Origin of the sequence: Sphingobium sp. SYK-6, from assembly GCF_000283515.1 — a bacterium.
GTDB lineage: Bacteria > Pseudomonadota > Alphaproteobacteria > Sphingomonadales > Sphingomonadaceae > Sphingobium > Sphingobium lignivorans.
Genome location: NC_015976.1, coordinates 982,676 through 1,008,086 on the forward strand (window position 1 = coordinate 982,676; position 25,411 = coordinate 1,008,086).

Sequence of the window (25,411 nt, forward strand, 5' to 3'; positions counted from 1 at the left end):
AGCCGCCGGGACGCCCATGGCAAGCCCTGAAATCAGGGCATTTCGCGCCATGGAAACGCATCGGCAGAGCGCCACCTGCGGCCATGGTTCGCGGGGACCGGACCGGCTGGGATGACCGGCGAGCCAGCCGGAGCCAGCGAAAGGGCATGAAATCCGCGCTTTTCCGGGCGCGATCGCAAACGCCCTTTCTAGCTGCGGCAATTCAACTCTCTATCTCGGTCAAAGCCTCGCAGCGGGCGCCAGAATAATTTAGCGGCAGGCCACAGAAGGATGCCGGGCTGCGGAACCCGCAGTCCGGATGCACTGCTGGCGGTGTGGCAAAGAATGAATGAGCCGGCAAAGCCCGGCAGGGAGGGGAGTCTGACATGACGGTTTTACGGCATAGTCTCGCGCGCACGATATCGCGGATCGGCCTGGCGAGCAGTAGCATTCTCGCCAGTGCGGCCATCCTCGCGACTGCCGCGCAGGCGCAGGCGCAGGGCACGGCGACAGCCGCCGCGGACGAGAATGACGACGATGTGATCGTGGTCACTGCCCAGATGCGCGAGCAGAATCTGCAGGATGTCCCACTCGCGATCACCGCCGTCAGCGGCGCACAGCTCGAGGCGCGCAGCCAGACGCGGCTCACGGACATCACCGCGCAGTCGCCGAACGTGATCCTGCAGCAGAACCCTGCCGGTTCCGGCAACTCGATGCGCGCGTTCATTCGCGGCGTCGGCCAGTCCGACCAGAGCCCCTCGGTGGAGCCGGGCGTCGGCATCTATATCGACGACATCTATTTCGGCACGGTCACGGCCTCGGCCTTCGACCTGACCGACCTCGATCGCGTCGAGGTGCTGCGCGGCCCGCAAGGCACGCTCGCGGGCATGAACTCGCAGGGCGGCGCCATCCGGCTCTATTCCAAGAAGCCGCAAGGCGAGGGCGGCTCCGTCGAGGTGGCGCTCGGCAACTTCAAGCGCCGCGACATCAAGGCCAGCGCGGACTTCACCGTGGTGCCCGACGCGCTTTACGCCCGCATCACCGGCGTCACGCGCAATCGCGACGGCTATGTGACGCGCTATGATTATGCCTGCCTCAATCCGAGCGATCCGGACGTCGTCTCGGGCGCCATCCCGCGCCTTGCAGCTGTGGGCAACGACTGCAAGCTCGGGGAGCTGGGCAACCAGTCCATGTACGCCCTGCGCGGGTCGCTGCGCCTCGCGCCGGCAGGCAGCCCGCTGGAGATCAATGTCTCGGCCGACTACACGCGGGACGAGTCCGCCACGCAGGCTTCGGTGCTGATCGCCTCGGCGGAATCGGCCTCGAAGGGCACGGCCAGCCCCTCCAACCGCTCGGGCATGAGCATTCCCTATCAGGGCGTCGCCTTTGACGATCGCTTCGTGCCTTATGGCAAGTATCGCCGGGCCAGTTCCCCGCTGAACGACGGCTATGCGAGCTATGCCAATTTCTACGATCCCGGCGTGATGTATTCGGCCGCCGGTCCCCAGCCTGCGGGCGCGCCGCCCAGCGCCATTCCCGCTGGCGCGCCGCTCGGCCCGTTCATCGCGCCGTCCGCCAGCCAGGTGGATGGCTGGGGCGTCTCGGGGACGATCGATTATGAGATCAGCCCCTTCTTCTCGCTCAAGTCGATCACCGGCTATCGCAAATATTTCAGCCAGAGCGGATCGGACAACGACAACTCGCCGATCGTGTTCATCCAGGACAATTCCAAGTTCCATCACCGCCAGTTCAGCCAGGAGCTGCGTCTCTCGGGCAATCTGGTCAACGATACGGTGCATGTGACGCTGGGCGGCTATTATTATGACGCTGCCACCCGGTACGAAGCGCGCATCCACACGCCTTTCTCCGGCTTCTGCGCGGCCGCGACGCCCTGCTTCTCGTTCATCAATGACGACACGGCCGATCTTACGACCTATGCCGGCTTCGGCAATGTCGCCTGGGACGTGACGGACCGGCTGACGCTGGAAGGCGGTATCCGCGTCACGCATCAGCGCAAGGACTATACGTTCGGCCGTTTCAATCCGGATGGGCTCGGCGAGTATCTGCCGCTCAGCAACCCGGAGAATCCGCTGTCCGGCCAGGTCGGCACCTACAAGGAGACGCTCACCGACCTGCGCCTTGCCGCGTCCTACAAGGTGACGCCGGATGTGATGCTCTATGCGCAGTACGCGACCGGCTTCAAGGGCGGCGGCATTTCGCCGCGTCCCTACAGCTTCTACCAGATCCGCCCGTTCGGCGCCGAGAAGCTGAAATCCTATGAGGTCGGCTTCAAGGGCGACTTCCTCGACCGCCGGGTGCGCCTGAACGTCACCGGCTTCTATATGGATTATGAGGGCTATCAGGGCGTGCCGCAGGTCTGCATCGGGCTTGACGGCCAGGAACTGCCGCCAGATCGCGGCGGCGTCTCCGGCCTGTGCGGCCAGTATCTGAACATCGGCAATGCCGAGGTGAAGGGTTTCGAGCTCGAAACGACGATCCGCCCCGTGCGCGGCTGGTCGATCGACGGATCGTGGAGCCTCACGGACTTCACCTTCACCTCCATCAATTATCCCACGACCTCCATCGTGGTTGGCGCCAGCCGGCCCGGCATCGGCAAGTGGAAGTGGAGCATCGGCACCCAGTATGAAGCCGATCTCGGCTTCGGCACGCTCACCCCGCGCGTCGACGTGAACTACACGCCCGGCTATTGCGGCGACTTCCTCTGCTCGCCCAACGCGCAGGTCGCCAAGTTCACGGTGGTCAATGCGCGCATCGCATTCCAGACCATCGAGAAGGACTGGACCGTCGCGGTGGAAGCCACGAACTTGTTCGACAAATATTACTTCCTGAACAAGTTCCAGAACGCGTTCTACACCACCGGCCAGCCGGGCCGCCCGCGCGAAGTGGCGCTGACGGTACGCCGCAACTTCTGATCCTACAGGGCCGGCGCCGACGAAGACCGTCGCGCCGGCCCGGACGGACAGGTTTTCAGCCCTTTTCCTTTGTCATCCCGGACTCGATCCGGGATCCCGCTTCTTCCTGTTTCTCGAACCGGCTGGACCCGGCGAGATTCAAGGCAGCGGGGTCCCGGATCAGGTCCGGGACGACATCGTTCATGACGAGATAGGCGCGCCGCCATGGCCCCGGAGTTCGTCCAAGCTGGCCCGGCGCGCAGCGTGCTCAAGGTACGTGAGCACCGGAAGACCGGGAAACCGCTATTTGCAGGCCGCCAGCGCTGGAGCCGAAAGCGTCCGTAGGACAATGTCGATCCGCCCTAGATGCGAATGCCATTCATCTCCTCTATCCATTCGGCATGGAGGCTCCTGAGCGCCGCGACCCGGCTGGAACTCGAAGCATCGTCATCGGTCAGGCGATCGATGACCTCGAAGGTGAACGTCTCGCTTCCATGCGCAGTCCATGCCTCCTGAAGCGATCGATGCGAATTACGGCCCTGTTGCAGCGTGAACCAGAGACGGTTCCGGATGGTGGACAGATCCGGCGCGCTGCCGATCCACAGTTGATCGGATGCCGTGCATCGGACGGCATAGATGCCGGCCTCCACCTTTCGTTCCTTGTAGGCCGCGACAGCCGCCTTCCGATCCTCGCTCTTCATGTGCCACCTCCGATGTTGGCGCCCCTTACGATGCGCACCCGGCCAACGCAATATCACCCGGGTGTATTGACATCAAATTATACCCGGTTAAAAAGAGGCATGACCAGTTATCTGTCCACACCCTGCACGGCCTTTGCCGGCCACCAGCGCATCGCCAGCGGCGCGCTGATCGATGTGGCTTTGGCGATCAAGGCAGCCGAAGCCGGAACGCAAGGCCCGGTTCTCACCTTCAATGACACGACCGGCGCGGTGATCGAGCTCGATCTTCGGGGCACCACCGCGGAGATCGTCTCGCGATTGACCGAGCGCAGCGAGCTTGAAGCCTCGGCAGCCGGGACGCGGCATGCGCCGCCCGGTGCGCCTGGCCGTTCGCGGGGCCGGCCAAAGCTGGGCGTCGTTGCGCGTGAAGTGACTCTGCTCCCGCGTCATTGGGAATGGCTGGCAAGGCAGTCGGGAGGCGCCTCGCAGGCGTTGCGCCGCCTTGTCGACGAAGCCCGTCGGGCCGATGGCGGGCGGACCGATCGCAAGGCGGCACAGGAGCGCTGCTACCGCTTCCTGTCCACGCTCGCAGGCAACCTGCCGGGTTACGAGGAAGCGATCCGCGCCCTGTTCGCTGGTGAGGATGAAGATTTCGTCGACCGGATGGCGGCGTGGCCCCCGGACATTCGGGATTATGCCCGGGCGCTGGCCCGGCCGAATCCCGATGAGGAACGATCATGACGACGCAGGATCAGCGCAAGCAGCGGCTGGTCGCGTTCATCCGGCAGATCTGGGATGAAGGTGAAGTGGACGCGGCTGACGGCTATATCGCGGAGACATACACGATCCACCACGATCCGGGCGATCCCTGGGAGGGCAAAAGCCTTGATCGCGCCGGGTTCAGGGAGCGGGTGCGCACGTCGCGGGCGGCCTTTCCCGACCAGCGCTTCGACATCCAGGCCTTGTTCGCCGATGGCGACGCTGTCGTCATGACCTGGCTCTGGAACGGCACGCACTGGGGAGACTTGCCGGGCTTCCCGGCAACCGGCCGAGCGATCCATATGTCGGGCGCAACGGTCTATATGTTCGACAGCGCAGAGCGTCTGACCGGTCATTGGCAGGTCACCGATCGGCTCGGCGTCTTTCAGCAGCTCCAGCGCAACCGGTGAGCATTTTCCGGCCGCAGATATCATTCCCGCCCCAGCATTGCGGCCCCGGCTCGCGCCGGGGCCTTCCTCTCAACCGATCCGACCGAGCCGGTGGAACAGGTTCGAATATTTGGTGGATTCCGGCTTGTCCTTCACCTCGCGGGCATAATGCGCGACGGCGGTGCGGATCAGGCGGAAGTCCTCGGTCGAGAAGACCGCGCGGGATCGTTGTGGCTCACTCATGTCATGCCTCCTTGGCTTTCTGCCGGCCTGATGGTCAGGCGGCGAACTGGTTCATGGTGTTGGCGCCGCCACCGGCCTTGAGCGCGGCGTCCCCGGCGAAATAATCCTTGTGATCGTCGCCGATGTCGGATCCCGCCATGGCCTGGTGCTTCACGCAGGCGATGCCTTCGCGGATCTCCCGGCGCTGCACGCCCGCGACATAGCCGAGCATGCCCTGTTCGCCGAAATAGTCGCGCGCCAGATTGTCCGTGCTCAGCGCCGCCGTGTGATAGGTCGGCAGGGTGATGAGGTGATGGAAGATGCCAGCGCGGGCCGAGGCATCGCGCTGGAACGTGCGGATGCGCTCGTCCGCTTCGCTGGCCAGCGCCGTGCCGTCATAGTCCGCGCTCATCAGCTTGGCGCGGTCATAGGCGGAGACGTCGCGGCCTTCCGCTTCCCAGGCATCGAACACCTGCTGGCGGAAATTGAGCGTCCAGTTGAAGCTCGGTGAATTGTTGTAGACCAGCTTCGCGTTGGGGATCACCGCGCGGATGCGATCCATCATGCCGGCGATCTGCCCGATATGCGGCTTCTCGGTTTCGATCCACAGCAGGTCCGCGCCGTTGCGCAGCGCCGTGATGCTGTCCAGCACGCAGCGGTCCTCTCCCGTGCCGGGGCGGAACTGGTAGAGGTTCGAGGGCAGGCGCTTCGGGCGCAGCAGCTTGCCTGCGCGGCTGATGAACACCTCTCCATTGCCGACATCGGCGGGGTCGATGTCCTCGCAATCGAGGAAGCCATTATACTGGTCGCCCAGATCGCCGGGCTCGCGGCTGTAGGCGATCTGCTTGGTGAGGCCCGCGCCGAGCGAATCCGTGCGCGCGACGATGATGCCGTCCTCCACGCCCAGTTCGAGGAAGGCATAGCGGATCGCGCGGATCTTCTGGAGGAAGTCCTCGTGCGGCACGGTGACCTTGCCGTCCTGATGGCCGCACTGCTTCTCGTCGGAGACCTGGTTCTCGATCTGGAGCGCGCAGGCGCCCGCCTCGATCATCTTCTTGGCCAGCAGATAAGTCGCCTCGGCATTGCCGAACCCGGCATCGATGTCCGCGATGATGGGTACGACATGCGTCTCGTGTGTCTCGATGGCATTGATGAGGCGCATCTCGTCGAGCTGGTTATGCGTGCGCTTGGCGTCGTCCAGCGCGCGGAACAGGCCGCCCAGCTCGCGGGCATCGGCCTGCCGCAGGAAGGTGTAGAGTTCCGCGATCAGAGCGGGGACGCTGGTCTTCTCGTGCATGGACTGGTCCGGCAGCGGGCCGAATTCGCTGCGCAGGGCCGCGATCATCCAGCCCGAGAGATAGAGATAGCGCCCGCGCGTGCTGCCGAAATGCTTCTTGATGGCGATCAGCTTCTGCTGCCCGATGAAGCCATGCCAGCAGCCCAGCGACTGGGTGTAATTGCCGGGGTCCAGATCATAGGCCGCCATGTCGCGGCGCATGATGCCGGCGGTGTAGCGGGCGATGTCCAGCCCGGTGCGAAAGCGGTTCTGCGCGCGCATCCGTGCGGCGGATTCAGGATCGATCGCGGCCCAGCCAGGGCCCTGCAGGGCAATGCTGTCCGTCAGCCGCTCAATCTCTGCATGATAGGTCATCGTCGTCATCCTCCGCTTGGGGTGCATCGAGCGATGCCAGCGGAGAGCTCCGGCGGAAATGCGCGCCGGTGTCATGATGTCTTACTTTACAAAAATAGTTTGTAATGTTGTAATCAACGCACGAACGTCGGGAGGCCGCCATGGCTCGCAGTGCGCTTTACATGGGGCCGCGCCTCAAACGGGTCCGCCGCGATCTGGGGCTCACCCAGGCCAATATGGCCGCCGATCTCGATATCTCGCCGTCCTATGTGGCGCTCATGGAGCGCAACCAGCGGCCGGTGACGGCGGAGCTGCTGCTCCGGCTCGCCCGCACATATCATGTCGACATCGGTGCCCTTGCCGAGGATGGCGGCGAGGAACTGGCGGCCCGGCTCGGCGCCGTGCTCCGGGAGCCGATCTTCGCCGACATCGATCTCCCGGCGCTGGATGTCGCGGACATCGCGACCAGCTATCCCGGTTTCGCCGAGGCGCTGCTGCGCCTCCATACGGCTTATGGCGAGGAGCGGCTGGAGCTGGCGCAGCGGCGGGAGACCGGCGCGGGCGAGGGGGTGGCCGGGCCGGCGCTCTCCAACCCGGTCGCCGAGGCGCGCACCTTTCTCGCCGCGCGGCGCAACTGCTTCCCGCGACTGGAAGACAGTGCCGCCGCCGTCGCCGAGGGGGTGCCGGGGCAGGGGCAGGACGCGCTGGTCCGTCGCTTCGAGGAGCGGCACGGGCTGCGCGTGCTCTTCGTCGAGCCGGACCTGATCCTGGGCGCGCAGCGTTTCCATGATTTGCATCGCCGGCAGCTCATGATCAGCAAGCGGCTGGACCATCCCTCGCGGCGCTTCCAGCTTGCCCTGCAACTCGCGCTGCTGGAAGCGGATGGCGAGATCGGCCGGCTGGTGAGCGAGGGGGCTTTCACCAGCGACAATGCTCGCCGCATGGCGCGCCGCGCGCTCGCCGGCTACTGGGCGGCCGCTTTGCTGATGCCCTATCGTCCGTTCCTGCGGGCCGCACGGCAGACGCGCTATGATGTCGAGGCGCTATCCCGCGAGTTCGGCGTCAGCTTCGAGCAGGCGGCGCATCGCCTCACCACGCTGCAGCGGGCGGGCGAGGAAGGCGTGCCTTTCTTCTTCATCCGGCTCGATGCGGCGGGCAATGTCTCCAAGCGACTGGACGGGGCGGGCTTCCCCTTCGCCCGCCATGGCGGCGCCTGCCCGCTCTGGACCGTCCATTCCGTCTTCCAGACGCCCGGGCGCATCGTCACCCAGCGGCTGGAGCTGCCGGACGGCGAGCGCTTCTTCTCCATCGCGCGGACGGTGTCCGCCGGGGGTGGGGCGTGGGGCGCGCCGGTCATGTCGCGGGCCGTGGCGCTGGCCTGCGCGGAAGAGCACATAAGCCTGCTTGTCTATGGCGAGGGCGCCGCAGCGATGGCGCCCACGCCCATCGGCATCGCCTGCCATCTGTGCCACCGCCCCCGATGCCTCGCCCGCGCCGCCCCGCCGCTGGGGCGGGACCTGCGCTCCGACGATTATCGCGACACCGGCATTCCCTTCGCCTTCGCGGGCGACTAGGGCATGGCCAAATTCGCGGGCTTCGAGGGGAGCCAGGAGCCCGCTTTTCAGCCATTTCCTGCGGGATCCCGGACTCGATCCGGGATGACTTCGTGAATGACGAGATGGTGCGCCGCTATCGCCGCGGAATTGTACGCCCTTAGGGCAGCGGGACACGTCTCAAGGGTGCGATGAATCGTTGCACCTTTGCAACAGTTGCATCGCCTCCTGCGCTCCGGGCGGCGCGGCAACAGTTTTTCACACGAAAAGGTGTTGAGGACTCAAGACGTCGTTGATAGTCAGTGTTCGTTGCATCTCATCGTCGGGCGCTTTTCTGCGGTCGCGCTCCGGTGGGATTCGTTGCCCAAGAATCTGGATTGCCAATCGGCACCGTGATCAGGAGAGGAGTACACATGCCCGCACTCATCCTTCAACCGCGTCTTCCGGCGTTCGCCGCCGGTGCGAGCCTTCGCGCGCTGGGTGTGAGCCTTGCCCTGCTCGCAAGCCCGGCTCTCGCTCAGGAGCCCGCGCCGCTGCCGCAGGACACCGCTGTTCCGCAGGAAGAGCCCGTCTCGGAAGAAGCCATCGTCGTCACGGGTTCGCGCATCGCGCGCTCCGGCTTCGATCAGCCGACGCCCGTGACCGTGGTCGGTTCGGACCAGATCCAGCGTCAGGCCGCCGTGAACGTGGCGCAGGTCCTCAATGACCTTCCGTCCTTCCGGCCGCAGGCGACCCCGACGACCAACGCCATCTTCACGAACAACATCGGCGCCTCCACCGCTGACCTTCGCGGCCTCGGCGCCAACCGCACGCTCGTGCTGGTCAATGGCCGCCGCGTCGTTCCCTCGACCGTGCAGGGCGGCTCCTTCGCCAGCGCCGGCGCTGTCGACCTCAACATGATCCCGGCCTCGCTCATCCAGCGCGCCGAAGTCGTGACGGGCGGCGCCTCGGCAGCTTATGGTTCGGACGCCGTCGCCGGCGTGGTGAACATCCTGCTCGATACGCGCCTCAACGGCATCACCGGCTCGGCGCAATATGGCATCAATGATGTCGGTGACGGCAAGCAGTACATGCTCTCGCTGGCGGCAGGCACTGGCTTCGCCGGCGGCCGCGGCCACATCGTCGCGGGCATCGAATATTCGGACGACAAGGGTTCGCGGGATTGCTACTCGCGCGACTGGTGTGCTCAGTCCTACAACACGGTGAGCAATCCCTATGTTGCCGGCAGCGGCAATACCCGCCGTGTCCTCGAGGGCCAGCCGGGCGTGCTCATCCTGCCCAACACCCGCACCGCCACCGCGGCCGAGAACGGCCTGATCCCCCGCCTGCCCGGACCGCCGAACCCGGCGCTGATCGCGTCCGGCCTGCTCGGCATGGAGTTCCGTCCCGACGGCACAATGGTTCCGCATGATTATGGCGCTTATTATGGCGTGCCGATCTTCCAGAGCGGCGGCGGCGATCCCCAGCAGGCGTTCTACATGAACTTCCCGATCTCGGCGCCGGTCGAGCGGCTCAACGGCTTCGCGCATGCGGAGTTCGAGCTGAGCGATGTCGTGACGATCTTCGCCGAGGGGTCCTATGGCCGCGTCAAGGGCAGCACGCTCAGCGCCCAGCGCCGCGATCTCGGCAATCTCACGATCCGTGCCGACAATGCCTATCTGCCGGATAGCGTCGCCAATGCAATGGCCGCCAATGGCCTTGCGACCATTCCGTTCGGTCGCGTCTGGAATGACATCGGCCCGCAGCGGGCGGAAGTGACGCGCGAGACCTATCGCGCCGTCGTCGGCCTGAATGCCAAGATGTGGGGCGACTGGACGCTCGACGCTTATTACCAGTTCGGCCGCACCGATTATTCGCAGCGCGGTTACAACACCACGATCACGCCCCGCATCAATTTCGCGATGGATGCGGTTGACGACGGCAGCGGCAACATCGTTTGCCGCGGCGTCCGGGATGGCGTGGCGGCGGCTGCTGGCTGCGTTCCCATCAATCCCTTCGGCAATGGTTCGGCCATCACCAATCCGGCGGCTGTCGCTTATGTCACCGGCACGGTGGAGCAGGACACGCGCCTGACGCAGAATGTCGTCGCGGCGACCATGCAGGGCACGTTGTTCGAGGGCTGGGCAGGCGCGATCAAGGGCGCGACCGGCGTCGAGTTCCGTCAGGACCTCGCGCGCGGCGATGCCGACCCGATCTCCCGCGCGCTGCAGTTCTATACGGGCCCGGGCTCGCCGATCAGCGGCAAGGTCGATGTGTTCGAGGCGTTCGGCGAGCTGGTGGTGCCGCTGATGCCGGGTGCGGAAGTCAATGGCGCCGTGCGCTACACCGACTATTCGACCAGCGGCGACGTCATCACCTGGAAGGTCGGCCTCGATGTCGCCCCGCTCGACTGGCTGCGCTTCCGCGGCACGCGTTCGCGTGACATCCGCGCGCCCAACCTGTTCGAACTGTTCGGCCCGACGCAGACCAGCTTCCAGTCGGTGCCCAACCCCTGGCGCGGCGGCGCGCAGGATCTGCCGATGGTGCTGCTCGGCGGCAACACGACCCTCGTTCCCGAGGAAGCGGATACCTGGACCGTCGGTGTCGTTCTCCAGCCCAACATCGGTTCGGCCGGTCGCCTTCGCCTGTCGGTCGACTATTACGACATCAAGCTGGAGAAGGCCGTTTCGACGCTCGGCGGCGCGGTCATCGTCAATGGCTGCTTCAACGGCGTGACCGAGCTTTGCTCGCTCATCACGCGCAGCGACACGGACGAGATCACCCAGATCGTCAATCGCAACATCAACCTGGGCAGCCTGACCACGCGTGGCTGGGACGTCGAGGCGAGCTACACCTTGCCGTTCGACCTGCTGGGCGGCCAGATCTCGCTGCGCGGCCTTGCCACCATCGTCGATGATCTCATCACGGACTCGGCGAGCGGTCGCGTCAACCGCGCGGGCATGAACGGTTCGCCGGTGTCGCTGCCCTCGGGCGTGCCGGACTACACGATCAACGGCTATGTCACCTACACGAGCGATCTGGCGACCCTGCAGCTGCAGGTGCGGCACATCTCGAGCGGCGTCTACAATGCCGAGCTGATCGGTCCGCATCAGGACGGCTATGATCCGCTGCTGCCCAACAGCATCAGCGACAACTATATCGGCGCCTGGACCTATTTTAATATCAATGCCGGCGTGAACGTGTGGAAGCGCGGCGACCAGAAGCTGGAAATCTTCGGCGTCATCAACAACCTGTTCGACAAGGATCCGCCGAAGGACGCACCGTCCAGCTTCGGTCCGACGAACAACGTGCTCTATGACGTGCTGGGCCGCGCTTATCGCATCGGCGCGCGCTTCAAGTTCTGACAACTCTCTGACGCCCGGCGGCCTTCATGGTCGCCGGGCGCTGTCTTTTTTCCGGGGAGGATAGCCGATGACCGGCGAAACAGGCTTCACGCTCATCATGCAGGAGGGCGTGGATCCCACCACGGCCCCGAACAAGCCGCCGCTTCCCCCGCGCGATCATGTGCAATGGGAGGAGGACGGCCTCCTCATCGATCGCAACATCCCCGTCACGCTGCGGGATGGCGTCACCATCTACATCGATGTCTATCGCCCCGCCGACAGGCCGGATGGTCCCATGCCGGTGCTGCTGGGCTGGAGCCCTTATGGCAAGCACGGGCTTTCGGACGGCCTGTGGCCGCCTTCCGGGGTCGAGAAGGGCTGGATGTCCCGCTTCACGGCGTTCGAGGCGCCGGACCCGGCCTACTGGTGTGCCCATGGCTATGCCGTCTGCTTCGCCGATCCGCGGGGTGCGTGGCTTTCCGAGGGGGAGCTGCGCCACAACGGCATCGGCGAGGGCGAGGATTGCTACGACCTCATCGAGTGGCTCGGCGTGCAGCCCTGGTCCAACGGCAAGGTCGGCATGACCGGCGTCTCCTATCTTGCGGCGATTCAGTATCTGGTGGCGCAGCTCAAGCCGCCGCATCTCGCCGCCATCAATCCCTGGGAAGGCTTCTCGGACTGGTATCGCGAGTTCGCTTATCATGGCGGCATCCGCGAGACCGGATTCCTGCCGCGCGGCTCGGCCAATCTGCGCTTCTCCACGACGCGCTATGAAGACACCAACGCCAATGTGCAGGCGCATCCGCTCCACGATGCCTATTGGGAAAGCAAGGCGCTGGACCTCGCCGCGATCGAGGTGCCGGCTTTCGTGGTGGCGAGCTGGTCCGATCATGGCCTGCACAGCCGCGGCACCTTCGAGGCTTTCCGGCAGATGTCCTCGCCGCAGAAATGGCTGCTGGCGCACGGGCAGAAGAAATGGGCGCATTTCTACAAGCCCGAGAGCCGCGAGCTGGCGCGCGCCTTCTTCGACCAGTTCCTGAAGGGCGAGGCGCGGGGCGTTGAGGCCTGGCCGCCGGTGCGGATCGAAGTGCGCGAGGCCGCGCGCGTGGCGCAGGAGCGCGCCGAGCAGGAATGGCCGCTGGCGCGCACGGACTATCAGTCGCTCTGGCTGGATGCCGCGAGCGGCACGCTGTCCGCCACGCCGCTGCCGGGGGCGGCCAGCGTCTCCTACGATCCGCTCGACGAGGCCGGGGAAGCCCGGTTTGACATGCGCTTCGAGCGGGATACCGAGATCACCGGCTATATGAAGCTCAAGCTCTGGGTGGAAGCGCAGGGCGCGGACGACATGGACCTGTTCGTCGCGATCCAGAAGCTGGACGCCGCGGGCGAGCCGGTCGGCATGACTTTCTACGCCTTCTTCGAGAACGGGCCGGTGGCGCTCGGCTGGCTGCGCGCCAGTCACCGCGCGCTGGACGAGGCGCGTTCGACGCCCTGGCAGCCGGTGCATCCGCATGATCGCGAGGAAAAGCTCGAGCCGGGCGTGCCGGTTCCGGTCGAGATCGAGATCTGGCCTTCGTCCACCCTGTTCCACGCGGGCGAGACGCTGCGCGTGGTGGTGAAGGGCATGGATATCTATCGCGATGGCCTGCCGATGCTGCCTTTCGCCCGGCATGAGGACCTGCGCAACGCCGGCACCCATGTCATCCACACGGGCGGCGCGTTCGACAGCCATCTGCTCGTGCCGGTGATCCCGCAGGACTGAGCGACGGCGCGGCTCGCGCCTCACATTTCCCGGGAATTGACGGGCGGGGCGGAGCGCCGGTCCGCCCCGTGCATCGTTGCGGCGTGCATGGTTGATGGCCCGCACCGGAATCGGATCGTGTGCGTCCGGCCCGTCCCTCTGCCCGGCATGAAAAGCGCTGCTCTTCCAACGGGGTAGGAGAGCCGCATTCCCATATTGGCACGGTATTTTCCGTCCCAGCCATGGTTAAGCCGATGTCGCTTGGCGCGCGGGCAACCTAATCGGGAGGGGGACTCATCCAGTGGGAGACTTGAACCATGTCCATGCGTAAATTGACGATTGCCGCTCTTGCCCTGTGCGGTTCGGCGCTTGCCGGGCCGGCAATGGCCCTCACCGTGCACACAGCCTCGTTCATTTCCTCGCCCACCGCGACGGTCGGATTCGAGGGGCTTGGCCCCATCAGCACTCCCAATCATGTGAAGAGCTACAGCGAGAACGGCGTTCTCGTGGACTATATCGGCACGGGCTACATCTGGTCGTCCTCGCAGGCCGCGCCTGAAGGTCAGTATAGCTGGTATCCCGATGGCGGCGGCTATGGCTACACCCGGTTCACCTTCGCCCAGGCAAACGCGTTCGAGCTCCTCGTGAACTCCGGTTTCTTCGACGGATCGGGTGTGCTGGCTTATGATGTGCTGCTCGGCGGCGTAAGCGTCGGCACCGGCATCGCCGGGCCCGCACCGGCTTATGGCGCAGGATGGGCCACTTATGGTTTCTCCGGCGCGACGTTCGATGAAGTGCGACTTCAGGTGTCGCAGGGCGGGCAGGCTTTCGCGCCCACGGTTTTTGAGGCCGGCGCGTTCGATGCGGTGAAGATCGGCACTGTGGAGGTTCCGGCCGTGCCCGAGCCCGCGACCTGGGCCCTGATGATCACCGGCTTCGGCGCGGTGGGCGCCATGGTGCGTCGGTCGGCGCGGCGCACGCGCGTGCAGTTCGCCTGAACCGGTCATGGGGGAGCGGCGCGGCACCGGCCGCGCCGCTCCCGTTTTCCTGTCAGTCCAGGGTCTGCTTCACGGCATAATAGGTGAAGATCGAGTGATCCGGACCGGACCGGCGGCTGCCGGTGCCGATGATGAGCGTGCGGCTCATCCAGTCATGCGGCCCCTCGGGGACGATGAAGGTCGGCGAGAAGCAGAAATAGGCAGGCTGCGGCGTGCCATGGTCGATGCGGCCCTCGCCGGGCTTGGCAGGCACCAGATAGCCGTTGTTGTTGATGTAGATCTTCGTCCCGTCATCGGCTTCGAGCAGATAGTGGGAATTGATGATGATCGTGCCGTCGCCGCGTACCTTGGCATAGTCCGCGCCGCTGTCCGGCACGACCTTGCCGGAGAGGCGGGGGCCGTAGATGGTGCCCCCGGAGCAGGGCGTGTAGCCCTGGCTGCCGCCGCCGGGCAGGGGGCCGAAGATGCAACGTTCCGGGCGGAACTCGACACGCATTTCGAACACGAATTCGAGATGCGCGGGAACCTGTGGTTCGGTCATGGGAAGTCCTTGTGTTTCGCGATGAATGAGGGGTCGAGGGCGCGATCGGCGCTCACAGCAGCATGAAATAGTGGATGCGGTTGGCCTTCGGGATCTTCTCGGCCACGCCCACGAAGATGTGCTTGCCGAGCCAGTCGTGCGGGCCCTCGGGCACGTCGAACTTGGGGCTCACGCGCATATAATAGTCTTCCGCCGAGACATCCTCGTTGCGCGCCATGCGCTCCATCGCGTCGCCCTCGGCCCAGCGATAGCCGCGGCTCTGCAGGTAGATGGGCGTGCCGTCATCCGCTTCGAGCATGTAGCGGGCGTCGAAATCGATGACGCCATTGGGCCGGACGAGCGGGAAGTCGCCGCCGCTCATCGGAATGACGCGGCCCTTGATGCGCGGGCCCTCGAACGTGCCTTGCGCGGCCCACACCGCCGCGCGCGTTGCGCCCATGCTGGTCGGCTTGACCCAGATGGCGGGCGTGAGGTCGATGGACACGGTGAACGCGAATTCGAAGCGCGGCGCGAAGGGGTGGGGCGGCAGGTCTGGCGTCGCCATGGATGCGTGTCTCCTTGTCTAGATGGTCAGGCGGAAGCGGGAATGACGGGCAGGGTCCGGTAGCGCGCACCCAGGATGCGGGCGAACTTGCCGTCGCGAAGATAATAGAAGCCGAGGCTTTCGATGTTGATCGACTGGCCTTTCATCAGCGGCCCGGCGATGAAGTCCGGCCAGTCTACCAGGCCGTAGAACTCGGTGCGCACATGGCAGGCCAGCGTGTCCGGCCCGGCGGCGACGGCCAGGATGTCCAGTGTCTCGCGCACTTTGGATTTCACGTCGCGATAGAAATCGAGAATATTGTCGCGGCCGATGATCTGGCGTTTCTCGCCGAGATTGAAGATCACGTCGTCGCAGTAATAGCGGCCGAAACCTTCGAAATCATTGGCGTTGAAGCGGGCGATATAGTCCGCATAATCCTCTTCGGTCATCCTGCCTGCCTCTCCCGCGGTCGGGTTTGTGAAGAGCGCCGCGATATTGTTGATTCTTCAACACCTATGCGAGCCATGGGCATCAATCAACTCCTATTAGAGCAAGTCCGGCCGATATTCCGGATTGCATTCGGCGGCGATTTCGGTCGAAACTGGCAATCGTGGATAAGATCAACAGTTGCAAGCGCTCTCATGGCTAGGGCCGGGGGGCAAGTGGACATCATGGCATCCGGACCCTGTCGGCCGGAGGCGGTCAGGCGCGTCCCGATCGAGGAGGTCATGCGCATCTTCGTGCGCAAGGCCGGCTTCCTGCTCAACCGCATCGATCAGATCGCCAACGCGCTGTACGGATCGCTGGCGGAAGGCCGCGAGACTCTGGCTCAGGCGGAAATGCTGCTGGCGATCGAGGCGGGCACCGCGCGCGATCAGGTGGGTCTGGCGCGGACTTGCGGCATCGATACCTCGACCACCGCGATCATCCTCGACAATCTCGAAATGACCGGGCTCGTCGAGCGCGTGCAGGACCAGCGGGACCGGCGCCGCAGCCTGCCGGTGCTCACGGCGCAGGGGCGGCAGCGCATGCCGGCGGTGCGCGCGGCCTTCGCTGCCTTGCAGGAGGTCATGCTGGCGGGGCTGGACGGCCCGGGGCGCGCGCTGCTGGTCGAGCAGCTCGGGCGGATCGCGCGGGATGGCGATGCCGTCGCGCCGCGCTGGGACGTTGCCACCTCGCCTTTCGCGGATGCCCCGAGCCTTTTGTGCCGGCGGGCGCTGCAGATCTGCAATGCCCATTTCCAGGCCTGCGTCTCGCCGCTCCATGTCACGCTGCGGCAATTCTCCGCGCTGATCATCCTGCACCTGCATCCCGGTCTCAGCCAGGTCGAATATGCCCGCGTCTATGGGCTCGATCCCTCGACATGCGCCATCGTGCTCAAGAAGCTCGCGAGCCGGGGGCTGCTCCGCGCGGCGCGCTCGGTCGAGGACCGGCGCAAGACGCTTTACGAGACCACGCAGGCGGGGCGGGACTATGCCGCCACCATCCAGCCGGCCGCCGACGAAAGCGAGGAGCGGATGCTCGCGTCCTTCGCTCCGGCCGACCGCGCGGCCCTGCGCGCCAGCCTCCAGGCGATCGTGCGGGAGCATTCCCCCGGCCTGCGTTATCCCGGCTGCCTTCCCTGGGAATGAAGTGGTGGACGAAATCAACGGTTGATTGACGTCTCAACATCGATATACAACGATGTCTGACGAATTTGACGAGTCGTCCACTCGGGAGAGGTATTGAATGTCTGAAGGCGATCTGCGCACGCTGCCGGTGCGCAATCCACGTACCGGCGAAATCGATTTTAACCTGACGGTCGCGAGCGCGGCGGAGGTCGCGCAGAAGGCGGCCCGCCTGCGCGAGAACCAGAAGGCCTGGGGCGCCATGCCCCTCCCGGCGCGGATCGGCATCATGCAGCGCTTCCTGGGCGAAGTGGCGAAGCGCAAGGACGCGATCGCCGAGGCGGACGCTGCCGATACCGGCGGCTGCCATACATCCTATCTCCAGGGCTTCATCACCATGGGGACCATCGGCGGCTGGGTCGAGGACGCGCAGGCCGCGCTCGACAAGGCGGGCTATGAAGGCCCTTCCAAGGCGATGCCGAGCGTGTCGGTGCGCACCCAGTTCGTGCCTTATCCGCTGGTGAGCGTGATCGGGCCGTGGAACGCGCCGATGATGCTGGTGCTGCTCGATGCGATTCCCGCCCTGTTCGCGGGCTGTGCGGTGCTCATCAAGGCGTCGGAAGTGACGCCGCGCTGGGTGGAAGCGCTGTTCGAGGCCGTGAAGCAGGTGCCGGAGCTCGCCGGCGTGTTCGATTATGTGCATGGCGATGGCTCGACGGGCCAGGCGATGATTGATGAATCGGATCTCGTCTGCTTCACCGGCAGTGTGCCCACGGGGCGCAAGATCGCCGTGCAGTGCGCCCAGCGGCTCATCCCTTGCTATCTGGAACTGGGCGGCAAGGACCCGGTGATCGTCACTGCCGATGCCGATCTGGAGCGGGCGACCACGGCCGTGCTGCGCGGCGGCGTGCATGCCAATGGCATGGTCTGCTTCTCGGTCGAGCGCATCTATGTCGCGCGCGCCATCCATGACGACTTCGTGAAGCTGCTGGTGGAGAAGGCGCAGAAGGTCCGCCTCAATTGCGACAATCCGCGCGCCGGCCATCTGCATCCCTTCACTTTCGCGCCCCAGGCGGACATCGTGGCGAAGCAGCTGGCGGACGCCGTTGCCGCCGGCGCGACGATCCTGACCGGCGGCGAGGTCGAGAACATCCATGGCGGCCTCTACATGCGGCCGACCGTGGTCACCGGCGTCAATCACGAGATGGCGCTGATGAAGGACGAGACGTTCGGCCCGATCCTGCCCGTCATGCCGTTCGACACGGTCGAGGAAGCGATCGCGCTCGCCAACGATACCGAGTTCGGCCTCACCGCCAATGTGATCGCCGGCAGCGACGAGGATGCGCTGGCCATCGGCCTGCAGGTGAATGCCGGTTCGGTCTTCATGCAGGACACGTTCCTCACCTTCGCCAAGAACCGCACGGTGGGCTCGAACAGCTTCGGCGTCTCGGGCGTGGGGGGCGGCGCGCGCACCGGGCCGGAAGCGATCCTGCGCTATGTCCGCCGCAAGGCGCTGCTCACCCAGCATGGCGCGCCCGCGGACATCCAGGACGATCATCATCTCGGACGGCATTGAGAATTAAAGGACGGAGGGAACTGACATGGCATGGCAACTGAGCGCGCTCGACCGGCTCGAAATCCAGGAACTCTATGCGCGCTACGCATGGGGCATCGATCTGGCCGACGAGGAGATGGCGCTGTCCGCCTTCGCGAAGGACGGCTGGTTCGATCATCTCTGGCAGGGCCGGGTGCAGGGGCATGAGGCGATCCTCGAGAACCTGCGGTCGCTGTGGAACGACCGGCAGAGCTGGTGGTATGGCCGCCAGCACCTGATGAACACCATCATCATGGACCCGCGCGAGGAAGAGGGGGAAGTGGACTGCCGCTGCTTCTTCCAGATCATCCAGTTCCAGACCGATTATCACACCAACTTCGTGTTCGGCATCGGCACGCGGCAGGACCATGTGACGAAGAAGGAAGGCGTGTGGCGCTTCCAGTCGCTGCACGTGAACGCGTGGACGGCGGCCGATCAGGTGCCGTGGAAAGGCGAGATCCTGCTCAAGCAGAAGCCCAGCCACAAGGCGCCGCCCGTCGCGGGCAGGAAGGACTGAGCGCCATGAAGATCACCGCTGCCGTCAGCCGCTCCAATCAGGCGGCGCCCAGTCTCGAGACGCTCGAGCTTGAGGCGCCGCGCCCCGGCGAATTGCTGGTGCGCATCGTCGCGGTCGGCATCTGCCATACCGATCTGCACGAGCATCCCGGCCGCCACGCGCCGCACCCCATCGTGCTCGGCCATGAAGGCGCGGGCGTGGTGGAAGCGCTGGGCGAGGGCGTGCGCGGCTTTGCCGTGGGCGACCATGTGCTGCTCTCCGGCAGCAGCTGCGGCGCCTGCCCGAGCTGCATCGCCGGGCGCCCCACCTATTGCGACCTTGCGATGCCCATGAACTTCGGCGGCAAGCGGCTCGACGGGTCGACTGCGCTCTCCTGCGGCGACGAGGCGATCCACTCGCACTTCTTCGGCCAGTCCTCCTTCGCCACTTACAGCATCGTGCCCGAACGCACGGCCGTGAAGGTGGACAAGGACGTGCCGCTGGAGCTGCTCGCGCCGCTCGGCTGCGGCGTCATCACCGGCGCGGGCTCGGTGATCGAGGCGCTCAAAGTGAAGGCGGGCGACACGATCGCCATCTTCGGCACGGGCGGCGTCGGCCTTTCGGCCGTGATGGCGGCGCGGCTGGTCGGCGCGCGGCGCATCGTCGCGGTGGACATCAACCAGGAGCGGCTCGACCTCGCGCTGGAGCTTGGCGCGACCGACATCGTGCGGGCGGACGGCGAGAATGTCGCCCAGCAGATCCGCGCCCTCACCGGGCGCGGCATGGACTATACGCTGAACACGACGACGGTGGCCGCGGTGCACACGATGGCGCTGGAATGCCTCTCCATGAACGGCACGGCCGGCTTCGTCGCCGCGCCGCGCGGGGAATGGGCGCCGGCCATGTTCCCCATGCTGGCCGGCGGGCGGCAATTGCGCGGCATTCTGGGCGGCGACGCCAATCCGCGCACTTTCCTGCCGATGCTGATCGATTACTGGAAGCAGGGCCGCTTCCCCTTCGAGAAGCTCATCAAGGCCTATCGGTTCGACGAGATCGAACAGGCCTTTCACGACAGCGAGAAAGGCACCGTCATCAAGGCCGTGCTCAAGGTGGGAGAAGCTGCATGACTCCTGAAATCCGCGCGAAGCTTGCCGCTTACGGCACTGAACTCACGCCCGGCATGATGGGCGGGACGCAGGAAATCTACCGGGCACTCCAGCCCGGCCTGCCCGCTGGTGCGAAACTGACCCGCGACCATCGCTACGGGCCGGACGAGCGCCATCGCCTCGACATCTTCACCAAGGACGGGCTCTCCGGCGCGCCGGTGCTGGTCTTCGTGCATGGCGGCGGGTTCGTCATGGGCGACAAGACCACCGAGGGCTCGCCTTTCTATGACAATATTGGCGGGTTTGCGGTGGACGAGGGCTATGTCGGCGTCACCATGACCTATCGGCTCGCGCCGGCCGTCCAATGGCCCGCGGGCGGGGAGGACGTCGCGGCGGCGGTGACCTGGCTGCGCGAGAATATCGCGCAGTTCGGCGGTGATCCCGAGCGCATCTTCGTGATGGGCCAGTCGGCCGGGGCCGTGCATGTCGCCGACTATGTCGCGCGCTTCTCGCCCGCGATTGCCGGCGCGCTGCTCATCTCGGGCATTTACGATGTCGCGGCGGCGGAGCCCAACCAGTTCCAGAAGGCCTATTATGGCGAGGATCCCTTCGGCTGGGCGCCCGCCTCGACCGTCGCCGGCCTCGTCACCGCCAAGATCCCGGTCCTGATGACCGTCTCCGAGTTCGATCCGGTCGATTTCCAGCGCCAGGCTGCCAGCTTCGCGGAGCGCTATGCCACGACGAACAAGGCCTTCCCCCGGCTGCACTGGCTGGCGGGCCACAACCATCTCTCACCCGTGCTCGAGATCGGCACGCCGGACAGCGATCTTGAACATCACATCATGAACTTCATCGCCACGGTCTGAGGCGAGGAGCGTCTTCCAGGAGAATTGCCATGGTCGAACCAATCCACTTTCCCGACATCGAACTTTATCGCGGCTGGGGCGAGCCGATGCGCGCCAATATCGAGATGCGCGGCCTCGAGCTCATTTCCGGCGCCATCCCCGACGGGCTGGAAGGTGCGCTCTATCGCTGCGGGGCGGACCGGCAATATCCCTCGGGCCGCACGGACGACATCTTCATCGACGGTGAAGGGCAGGTCCACATGCTGCGCTTCAAGGACAATCAGGTCGATTATGTCGTGAAGTGGGTGGAGACGGAGCGCTACAAGCGGCAGAAGGAAGCGCGCCGGGGCCTCTTCGGCGGCTATCGCAACCGCTACACGGTCGACGAGAGCGTCAAGGACGTGCATCTGGGCACCGCCAACACCACGGCGATGTTCCATGCCGGCCATCTCTACGCGCTGAAGGAGGACGATCTGCCTTATGAGATCGATCCCGAGACGCTGGAGACGATCGCGCGCGTCGATTTCGACGGGCAGGTGACGGCGGAAAGCCTCACCGCGCACCCCAAGGTCGATCCGATCACCAACGAGCTGCTCACTTTCTCCTATCAGGCGAAGGGCGATGCGACGACGGACTTCTGCTTCTACGTGTTCGGCCCGAACCGCGAGAAAGTGACCGAGATCTGGTTCAACATGCCCTATGCGGCCTGCGTCCATGATTTCGCGATCACCAAGGACTGGGTGGTGGTGCCCTTCTTCCCGCTCATCACGGATCTCGACGTGGTGAAGCAGGGCGGCCCCTTCTATCAGTGGCACCCGGACCAGCCGGTGCATGTCGCGCTGGTGCCGCGCTATGGCAAGGCGGAGGACATCCGCTGGTTCAAGGGCCCCACGGGCAGCGCGGGCCACATGATGAATGCCTATCAGGACGGCACGAAGATCCATCTCGACCTGTGCTATTATGAGGGCAATTGCTTCCCCTTCTTCACCACGCCGACTGGCGAGCGCACCAAGTTCGTGCCGCCCTTCCTGACGCGCATGACCTTCGATCTCGCCAGCAACGAGGATGGCTTCACTACGCAGCGGCTGCTCAACATTCCCTGCGAGATGCCGCGCACGGATGATCGCTATCAGGGCCGGCCCTATCGCTATGGCTTCGCGATCGCGCGCAGCAAGGATGCGAGCGGCATTGCCCGGGTCGATCATGAGACCGGCGCGGCGGACGTGTGGAATCCGGGCGAAGGTGACGGCGTGCAGGAGCCGCAGTTCGTGCCCCGCTCGCCCGATGCGCCGGAAGGCGACGGCTGGCTGCTCGTGCTGGTCTCGCGCGTGTCGAAGAACCGCAGCGATCTCGCCATCCTCGATGCGCAGAATCTCGCGGCGGGCCCGGTGGCACTGCTCAAGCTGCCGGTGCGCGTGCGCTCCACCTTCCATGGCACTTGGGTGCCGGAAGAGACGCTGCAGAGCGGCCAGTATCGCATGAGCCTCAGCTCGGCGGCCTGATCCCGGCTTCCCCTCGCGCCATCGGGGCGGGGGGAGCAGCCTTCATCCGCAACAGGCGGGGCGTCGTTCCGGCGCCCCGCTTTGCGTTTGGGCCCGCTCTGGCTTTCCGGGATAGCAGGCGATGCCCCCCGACCCACCTGCCGCTTTCACCCCCGGGGTATGGACACAGTCGGCGACTCTGCAGCGAAGTCACTCATTTTCCTCGTCATTCCCGCGCACGCGGGAATCCAGTGGCCCGTCCGCCATGGAACGCTCCCTCGACCCTCATCCCCGCGTCCCAAGCGAACCGGGACTGGGAAGACCTTCCCGTTAGCCATGGTTTTGCGTCGCGAGGGTGACTGGATTCCCGCGTGCGCGGGAATGACGAGCAGCGGGAGGGCCGATGCGCTCCCCCGACAATTCAGCCATGGCTCTGGCTATCAGCGCACGCCCTTCCGCCGCGCGGATCGCGCGTCATTCGATCCGGCGGAAGCGGGCCGAGCGGATGCGGGTGAACCGGCCATCCGCGATGTCGTAGAAAGCGAAATTGATGCTTTGCCGCCGCGCGCCCTTCGTGAGCGGACCGGTGGGGAAATCCGGCCAGTCCTCCCGCGCGACCAGTGTCGTGCGGATCTCGGCGGCGGCCATCGTCTCGCTGCCCACGAAGCTCAGCAGGTCCACCGTCTCGTCCAGTCGCGCGCGGACCCCGCGATAGAAATCCAGCACCGCGGCGCGCCCGGTCAGCGTCGCGGCCTGCCCGAAGAACTGGACGTCATCGGCATAATAAGCGCCGAACCCCTCGAAATCGCCGCGATTGAACGCCGCGAGATAGGCCTCGAACCATGCGCGCCTGTCCATGGATCAGGCCTGCGCCGGCTGCCCGTCCGAGAAGCGCCGGCCGCGCATGACAAGGCCGAGCAGCAGCATGAGCAGCGCCACGCAGATCGGCAGCGTCGCGGCGAAGCTCATGGTGAGCTGCAGCGAATAATGCTGCGCCAGCGCGAAGGCGCCGCCCAGCGGTGCGAGGATGCCGCCGATCCGCCCGGCGCCCCCGGCCCAGCCGAGCGCCGTGCTGCGCATGCGCGGCGGGTAGACCTGCGCGATCATCGTGTTGATGCCGCCCTGTCCACCGGTCTGGAAGAAGCTCCAGGCGAGCGCCACGACAATGAACAGGCCGCTGTGGAACGGCACCCAGGAGAGCGAGATCAGTGCGCCCGCGAGCATGAAATAGAAGAAGGCGAGCAGCATCGTGGCGGGCAGGCGGTCCATCAGCCAGCCGATGCAGAGCGTGCCGACCACCCCGCCCATATAGGCGATGAGGGCGACTTTCGCGAATTCCTGGATGGGGACGCCCGCCATCTCCTGGAAGAAGGTGGGCAGCCAGGCGGACATGAGGGCAGTGTTCGTCATGCTGATCGCGCAGGCGAGCCAGATGACGGTGGTCATCGCGAGGCGGCCTTCCGAGAACACGTCGCTCAGCCGGGCCTTGCGGCCGGAGGTCTCGCCGCCCTCGATCACGAACAGCTCGTCGCCGCGCAGTTCGACCGAGGGATCGATGCGCCGCAGCGTCTTGGCGATGCTGCGGTCCGAGGGATTGCGCTCGGCGCGGAACTTCAGTGATTCCGGCACGAAGAGGATCAGCAGCGGCACGCAGATGAGCGGGACGAGCCCGCCGATATAGAAAGCGCTTTGCCAGCCGAAATCGTCCAGCAGCCATGCCGCGACCACGCCGCTCGAGGCGCTGCCCATCGAATAGCCGGCAAGGGCGACCGCGATGAAGGTGGAGCGCCTCCGCTTGGGCGTGATTTCCGAGATCATGGCCATGGACATGCCGAGGCCCGCCGCCATGAAGATGCCGCCGATGCCGCGCAGGATGGCGAGCTGCGTCAGCGTCTGTGCGTAGACGCTCAGCAGGGTGATGATGCCGAAGGTCAGGCACGTGAAGATCAGCATCGCGCGGCGCCCGAAGCGGTCGGCGAGCGGCGAGATGGTGAAGGCGCCGACGGCAAGGCCGATCTGCTGATAGACGAACAGCGGCGCCATCGCTTCCGAAGGCTCGCCGAAGCCGGCGGCAATGGCCGGCGCGATCTTGCCGATCATGAAGATGTCGTAGCCGTCGATGAAGCACACGAGGATGCACACGAACAGCGCCATCGCCTGCGTCGCGCCGATGCGCGAGCGATCGATGAAGGCTTCGACGTCGAATCTGGTCATGAAGGGCATCCCGCATTGGCGCCCGGTTCCGCCGGGGCTGTTGTCCGGCCCCCTTCAATCACGGAGTTGATGGGGAATCAACAAGGAATGGGCGGATCGGCATGCTCCCGCGACCTTGCGGGGGAAACGATCCGGTCCCGCAGCCGTTGGAGCCATATCCCGTAAAGCGAGGGGATGATGACCATGAGCTATCGACGCTTCGCCGCGATGATCGTCACGTCGACCATCGTGATGTTCGGCCTGATGTATCTCAACGTCTATGCCGCCGATCACATCTTCTTCAGCCAGACGCGCGGCTGGATGGCGCTGCTGATGGGGGCGGCGATGGCCGTCGTCATGCTCGGCTTCATGTGGCCGATGTATCCCAGCCGGGCGATCAATCTCGGCATCCTCGGCGGCAGCATCGTCCTCTTCGCCGCCGCGCTCGCGCTTGTCCGCAGCCAGGAGACGGTGAACGACGTCTCCTACATGAAGGCGATGATCCCGCATCATTCGATCGCGATCCTCACCAGCGAGCGCGCGCATATCCGCGATCCGCGGGTGCGCCTGCTGGCGGACCGGATCATCGAGGCGCAGGTCCGCGAGATCGGCGAAATGAAGGCCCTGATCGCGGACCTGCGCCGCAACCCGCCGCCCGACGACGCACCCGCGCTTCTCCCCTACCGCCAGCGCGGCGATCCGCCCCCGCCGCCGGCCCGCTGATCCGGAGGCGCTCCGGCGTGGGCGGCCCAGACGATGTCCGCTTTGCAAAGGTCGTGACGGACGTTTGACCACGGCAAAGTTGTGGGAAGCGGCCTTCGCCCTCTCCCCTTCAGGGG

Annotated in this window: 22 protein-coding genes; 14 read left to right on the forward strand and 8 right to left on the reverse strand. The window is 65.6% G+C overall.

Going from position 1 to position 25,411, the window contains the following annotated elements:
• Nucleotides 1-365 precede the first annotated feature (365 nt).
• The gene (locus SLG_RS04555; RefSeq protein WP_014075252.1) at nt 366-2,912 is read left to right on the forward strand and encodes a TonB-dependent receptor; all 2,547 of its coding nucleotides are present in this window, start codon (nt 366-368) and stop codon (nt 2,910-2,912) included.
• A 341-nt stretch (nt 2,913-3,253) separates the two neighbouring features.
• On the opposite strand, the gene SLG_RS04560 is transcribed toward SLG_RS04555, so the two are convergent.
• On the reverse strand, nt 3,254-3,592 hold the full coding sequence (locus SLG_RS04560; protein WP_014075253.1) for a GIY-YIG nuclease family protein: 339 nt from the start codon (nt 3,590-3,592) through the stop codon (nt 3,254-3,256).
• A gap of 99 nt (nt 3,593-3,691) precedes the next feature.
• Between SLG_RS04560 and SLG_RS04565 the strand changes: the two genes are divergently transcribed.
• Together SLG_RS04565 and SLG_RS04570 are read left to right on the forward strand one after the other, a co-directional pair.
• Nucleotides 3,692-4,312, forward strand: coding sequence for a DUF2239 family protein (locus tag SLG_RS04565; RefSeq protein WP_014075254.1), 621 nt, complete (start codon nt 3,692-3,694; stop codon nt 4,310-4,312).
• On the forward strand, nt 4,309-4,740 hold the full coding sequence (locus tag SLG_RS04570) for an ester cyclase (protein WP_014075255.1): 432 nt from the start codon (nt 4,309-4,311) through the stop codon (nt 4,738-4,740). Before SLG_RS04565 ends, SLG_RS04570 begins: the two co-directional genes overlap by 4 nt.
• Before the next feature lie 69 nt (nt 4,741-4,809).
• Here the strand turns inward: SLG_RS04570 and SLG_RS21900 are convergent, their stop codons facing one another.
• A complete protein-coding gene (locus tag SLG_RS21900; RefSeq protein ID WP_014075256.1) occupies nt 4,810-4,962 on the reverse strand; it encodes a hypothetical protein in 153 nt (50 codons plus the stop codon).
• Between the two features lie 34 nt (nt 4,963-4,996).
• Nucleotides 4,997-6,592, reverse strand: coding sequence for an isocitrate lyase (locus SLG_RS04575; RefSeq protein ID WP_014075257.1), 1,596 nt, complete (start codon nt 6,590-6,592; stop codon nt 4,997-4,999).
• 140 nt (nt 6,593-6,732) lie between these two features.
• Here SLG_RS04575 and SLG_RS04580 point away from each other — a divergent pair, with 140 nt between their 5' ends.
• The 4 genes from SLG_RS04580 (at nt 6,733) to SLG_RS04595 (ending at nt 14,186) form a co-directional block, all read left to right on the forward strand.
• Entirely contained in the window at nt 6,733-8,145 is a 1,413-nt protein-coding gene (locus SLG_RS04580; RefSeq protein ID WP_014075258.1) for a helix-turn-helix domain-containing protein, read from the forward strand.
• Nucleotides 8,146-8,537: 392 nt separating this feature from the next.
• A complete protein-coding gene (locus SLG_RS04585) occupies nt 8,538-11,468 on the forward strand; it encodes a TonB-dependent receptor plug domain-containing protein (RefSeq protein WP_014075259.1) in 2,931 nt (976 codons plus the stop codon).
• A gap of 67 nt (nt 11,469-11,535) precedes the next feature.
• Complete coding sequence (locus SLG_RS04590) at nt 11,536-13,209, forward strand: CocE/NonD family hydrolase (protein ID WP_014075260.1); 1,674 nt, start codon at nt 11,536-11,538, stop codon at nt 13,207-13,209.
• Nucleotides 13,210-13,511: 302 nt separating this feature from the next.
• Complete coding sequence (locus SLG_RS04595; RefSeq protein ID WP_231848754.1) at nt 13,512-14,186, forward strand: PEPxxWA-CTERM sorting domain-containing protein; 675 nt, start codon at nt 13,512-13,514, stop codon at nt 14,184-14,186.
• Nucleotides 14,187-14,238: 52 nt separating this feature from the next.
• Here the strand turns inward: SLG_RS04595 and SLG_RS04600 are convergent, their stop codons facing one another.
• From SLG_RS04600 to SLG_RS04610, 3 genes are read right to left on the reverse strand one after another with little or no spacing between them, the layout of a single operon-like run.
• Entirely contained in the window at nt 14,239-14,727 is a 489-nt protein-coding gene (locus SLG_RS04600; RefSeq protein ID WP_014075262.1) for a DUF3237 domain-containing protein, read from the reverse strand.
• Between the two features lie 52 nt (nt 14,728-14,779).
• Complete coding sequence (locus tag SLG_RS04605) at nt 14,780-15,271, reverse strand: DUF3237 domain-containing protein (protein ID WP_014075263.1); 492 nt, start codon at nt 15,269-15,271, stop codon at nt 14,780-14,782.
• A 26-nt stretch (nt 15,272-15,297) separates the two neighbouring features.
• Nucleotides 15,298-15,699, reverse strand: a complete 402-nt coding sequence (locus SLG_RS04610) for a nuclear transport factor 2 family protein (protein ID WP_014075264.1) — start codon at nt 15,697-15,699, stop codon at nt 15,298-15,300.
• Nucleotides 15,700-15,921: 222 nt separating this feature from the next.
• On the opposite strand from SLG_RS04610, the gene SLG_RS04615 reads away from it, so the two are divergent.
• The 6 genes from SLG_RS04615 to SLG_RS04640 all read left to right on the forward strand — a co-directional run bounded on the left by SLG_RS04615 (nt 15,922) and on the right by SLG_RS04640 (nt 22,400).
• Nucleotides 15,922-16,881, forward strand: a complete 960-nt coding sequence (locus SLG_RS04615; protein WP_158512676.1) for a MarR family transcriptional regulator — start codon at nt 15,922-15,924, stop codon at nt 16,879-16,881.
• A 97-nt stretch (nt 16,882-16,978) separates the two neighbouring features.
• Nucleotides 16,979-18,433, forward strand: coding sequence for an aldehyde dehydrogenase family protein (locus tag SLG_RS04620; RefSeq protein WP_014075266.1), 1,455 nt, complete (start codon nt 16,979-16,981; stop codon nt 18,431-18,433).
• A gap of 25 nt (nt 18,434-18,458) precedes the next feature.
• On the forward strand, nt 18,459-18,968 hold the full coding sequence (locus SLG_RS04625) for a nuclear transport factor 2 family protein (protein WP_014075267.1): 510 nt from the start codon (nt 18,459-18,461) through the stop codon (nt 18,966-18,968).
• 5 nt (nt 18,969-18,973) lie between these two features.
• A complete protein-coding gene (locus SLG_RS04630; RefSeq protein ID WP_014075268.1) occupies nt 18,974-20,074 on the forward strand; it encodes an NAD(P)-dependent alcohol dehydrogenase in 1,101 nt (366 codons plus the stop codon).
• Nucleotides 20,071-20,919, forward strand: a complete 849-nt coding sequence (locus SLG_RS04635; RefSeq protein WP_014075269.1) for an alpha/beta hydrolase — start codon at nt 20,071-20,073, stop codon at nt 20,917-20,919. The genes SLG_RS04630 and SLG_RS04635 overlap by 4 nt, the downstream gene beginning before the upstream one ends.
• A 29-nt stretch (nt 20,920-20,948) precedes the next feature.
• Nucleotides 20,949-22,400: a carotenoid oxygenase family protein gene (locus tag SLG_RS04640; protein WP_014075270.1), complete on the forward strand. Its 1,452-nt coding sequence runs from the start codon at nt 20,949-20,951 to the stop codon at nt 22,398-22,400.
• A gap of 453 nt (nt 22,401-22,853) precedes the next feature.
• Here SLG_RS04640 and SLG_RS04645 read toward each other — a convergent pair whose 3' ends face one another.
• Together SLG_RS04645 and SLG_RS04650 are read right to left on the reverse strand one after the other, a co-directional pair.
• Nucleotides 22,854-23,237 carry a nuclear transport factor 2 family protein gene (locus tag SLG_RS04645; RefSeq protein ID WP_014075271.1) on the reverse strand — a complete coding sequence of 128 codons (384 nt, stop codon included), beginning with the start codon at nt 23,235-23,237 and terminating at the stop codon, nt 22,854-22,856.
• Between the two features lie 3 nt (nt 23,238-23,240).
• Nucleotides 23,241-24,593, reverse strand: a complete 1,353-nt coding sequence (locus tag SLG_RS04650; RefSeq protein ID WP_158512677.1) for an MFS transporter — start codon at nt 24,591-24,593, stop codon at nt 23,241-23,243.
• Nucleotides 24,594-24,767: 174 nt separating this feature from the next.
• Between SLG_RS04650 and SLG_RS04655 the strand changes: the two genes are divergently transcribed.
• Nucleotides 24,768-25,295, forward strand: a complete 528-nt coding sequence (locus tag SLG_RS04655) for a DUF305 domain-containing protein (RefSeq protein ID WP_014075273.1) — start codon at nt 24,768-24,770, stop codon at nt 25,293-25,295.
• Nucleotides 25,296-25,411: the final 116 nt, after the last annotated feature.

What these genes read in the sequence shown, in the direction of transcription:
- SLG_RS04555 (WP_014075252.1), top strand. Translation starts at nt 366, where the DNA reads ATGACGGTTTTACGGCATAGTCTCGCGCGCACGATATCGCGGATCGGC.
- SLG_RS04560 (WP_014075253.1), bottom strand. Translation starts at nt 3,592, where the DNA reads ATGAAGAGCGAGGATCGGAAGGCGGCTGTCGCGGCCTACAAGGAACGA.
- SLG_RS04565 (WP_014075254.1), top strand. Translation starts at nt 3,692, where the DNA reads ATGACCAGTTATCTGTCCACACCCTGCACGGCCTTTGCCGGCCACCAG.
- SLG_RS04570 (WP_014075255.1), top strand. Translation starts at nt 4,309, where the DNA reads ATGACGACGCAGGATCAGCGCAAGCAGCGGCTGGTCGCGTTCATCCGG.
- SLG_RS21900 (WP_014075256.1), bottom strand. Translation starts at nt 4,962, where the DNA reads ATGAGTGAGCCACAACGATCCCGCGCGGTCTTCTCGACCGAGGACTTC.
- SLG_RS04575 (WP_014075257.1), bottom strand. Translation starts at nt 6,592, where the DNA reads ATGACCTATCATGCAGAGATTGAGCGGCTGACGGACAGCATTGCCCTG.
- SLG_RS04580 (WP_014075258.1), top strand. Translation starts at nt 6,733, where the DNA reads ATGGCTCGCAGTGCGCTTTACATGGGGCCGCGCCTCAAACGGGTCCGC.
- SLG_RS04585 (WP_014075259.1), top strand. Translation starts at nt 8,538, where the DNA reads ATGCCCGCACTCATCCTTCAACCGCGTCTTCCGGCGTTCGCCGCCGGT.
- SLG_RS04590 (WP_014075260.1), top strand. Translation starts at nt 11,536, where the DNA reads ATGACCGGCGAAACAGGCTTCACGCTCATCATGCAGGAGGGCGTGGAT.
- SLG_RS04595 (WP_231848754.1), top strand. Translation starts at nt 13,512, where the DNA reads ATGCGTAAATTGACGATTGCCGCTCTTGCCCTGTGCGGTTCGGCGCTT.
- SLG_RS04600 (WP_014075262.1), bottom strand. Translation starts at nt 14,727, where the DNA reads ATGACCGAACCACAGGTTCCCGCGCATCTCGAATTCGTGTTCGAAATG.
- SLG_RS04605 (WP_014075263.1), bottom strand. Translation starts at nt 15,271, where the DNA reads ATGGCGACGCCAGACCTGCCGCCCCACCCCTTCGCGCCGCGCTTCGAA.
- SLG_RS04610 (WP_014075264.1), bottom strand. Translation starts at nt 15,699, where the DNA reads ATGACCGAAGAGGATTATGCGGACTATATCGCCCGCTTCAACGCCAAT.
- SLG_RS04615 (WP_158512676.1), top strand. Translation starts at nt 15,922, where the DNA reads ATGGCATCCGGACCCTGTCGGCCGGAGGCGGTCAGGCGCGTCCCGATC.
- SLG_RS04620 (WP_014075266.1), top strand. Translation starts at nt 16,979, where the DNA reads ATGTCTGAAGGCGATCTGCGCACGCTGCCGGTGCGCAATCCACGTACC.
- SLG_RS04625 (WP_014075267.1), top strand. Translation starts at nt 18,459, where the DNA reads ATGGCATGGCAACTGAGCGCGCTCGACCGGCTCGAAATCCAGGAACTC.
- SLG_RS04630 (WP_014075268.1), top strand. Translation starts at nt 18,974, where the DNA reads ATGAAGATCACCGCTGCCGTCAGCCGCTCCAATCAGGCGGCGCCCAGT.
- SLG_RS04635 (WP_014075269.1), top strand. Translation starts at nt 20,071, where the DNA reads ATGACTCCTGAAATCCGCGCGAAGCTTGCCGCTTACGGCACTGAACTC.
- SLG_RS04640 (WP_014075270.1), top strand. Translation starts at nt 20,949, where the DNA reads ATGGTCGAACCAATCCACTTTCCCGACATCGAACTTTATCGCGGCTGG.
- SLG_RS04645 (WP_014075271.1), bottom strand. Translation starts at nt 23,237, where the DNA reads ATGGACAGGCGCGCATGGTTCGAGGCCTATCTCGCGGCGTTCAATCGC.
- SLG_RS04650 (WP_158512677.1), bottom strand. Translation starts at nt 24,593, where the DNA reads ATGACCAGATTCGACGTCGAAGCCTTCATCGATCGCTCGCGCATCGGC.
- SLG_RS04655 (WP_014075273.1), top strand. Translation starts at nt 24,768, where the DNA reads ATGATGACCATGAGCTATCGACGCTTCGCCGCGATGATCGTCACGTCG.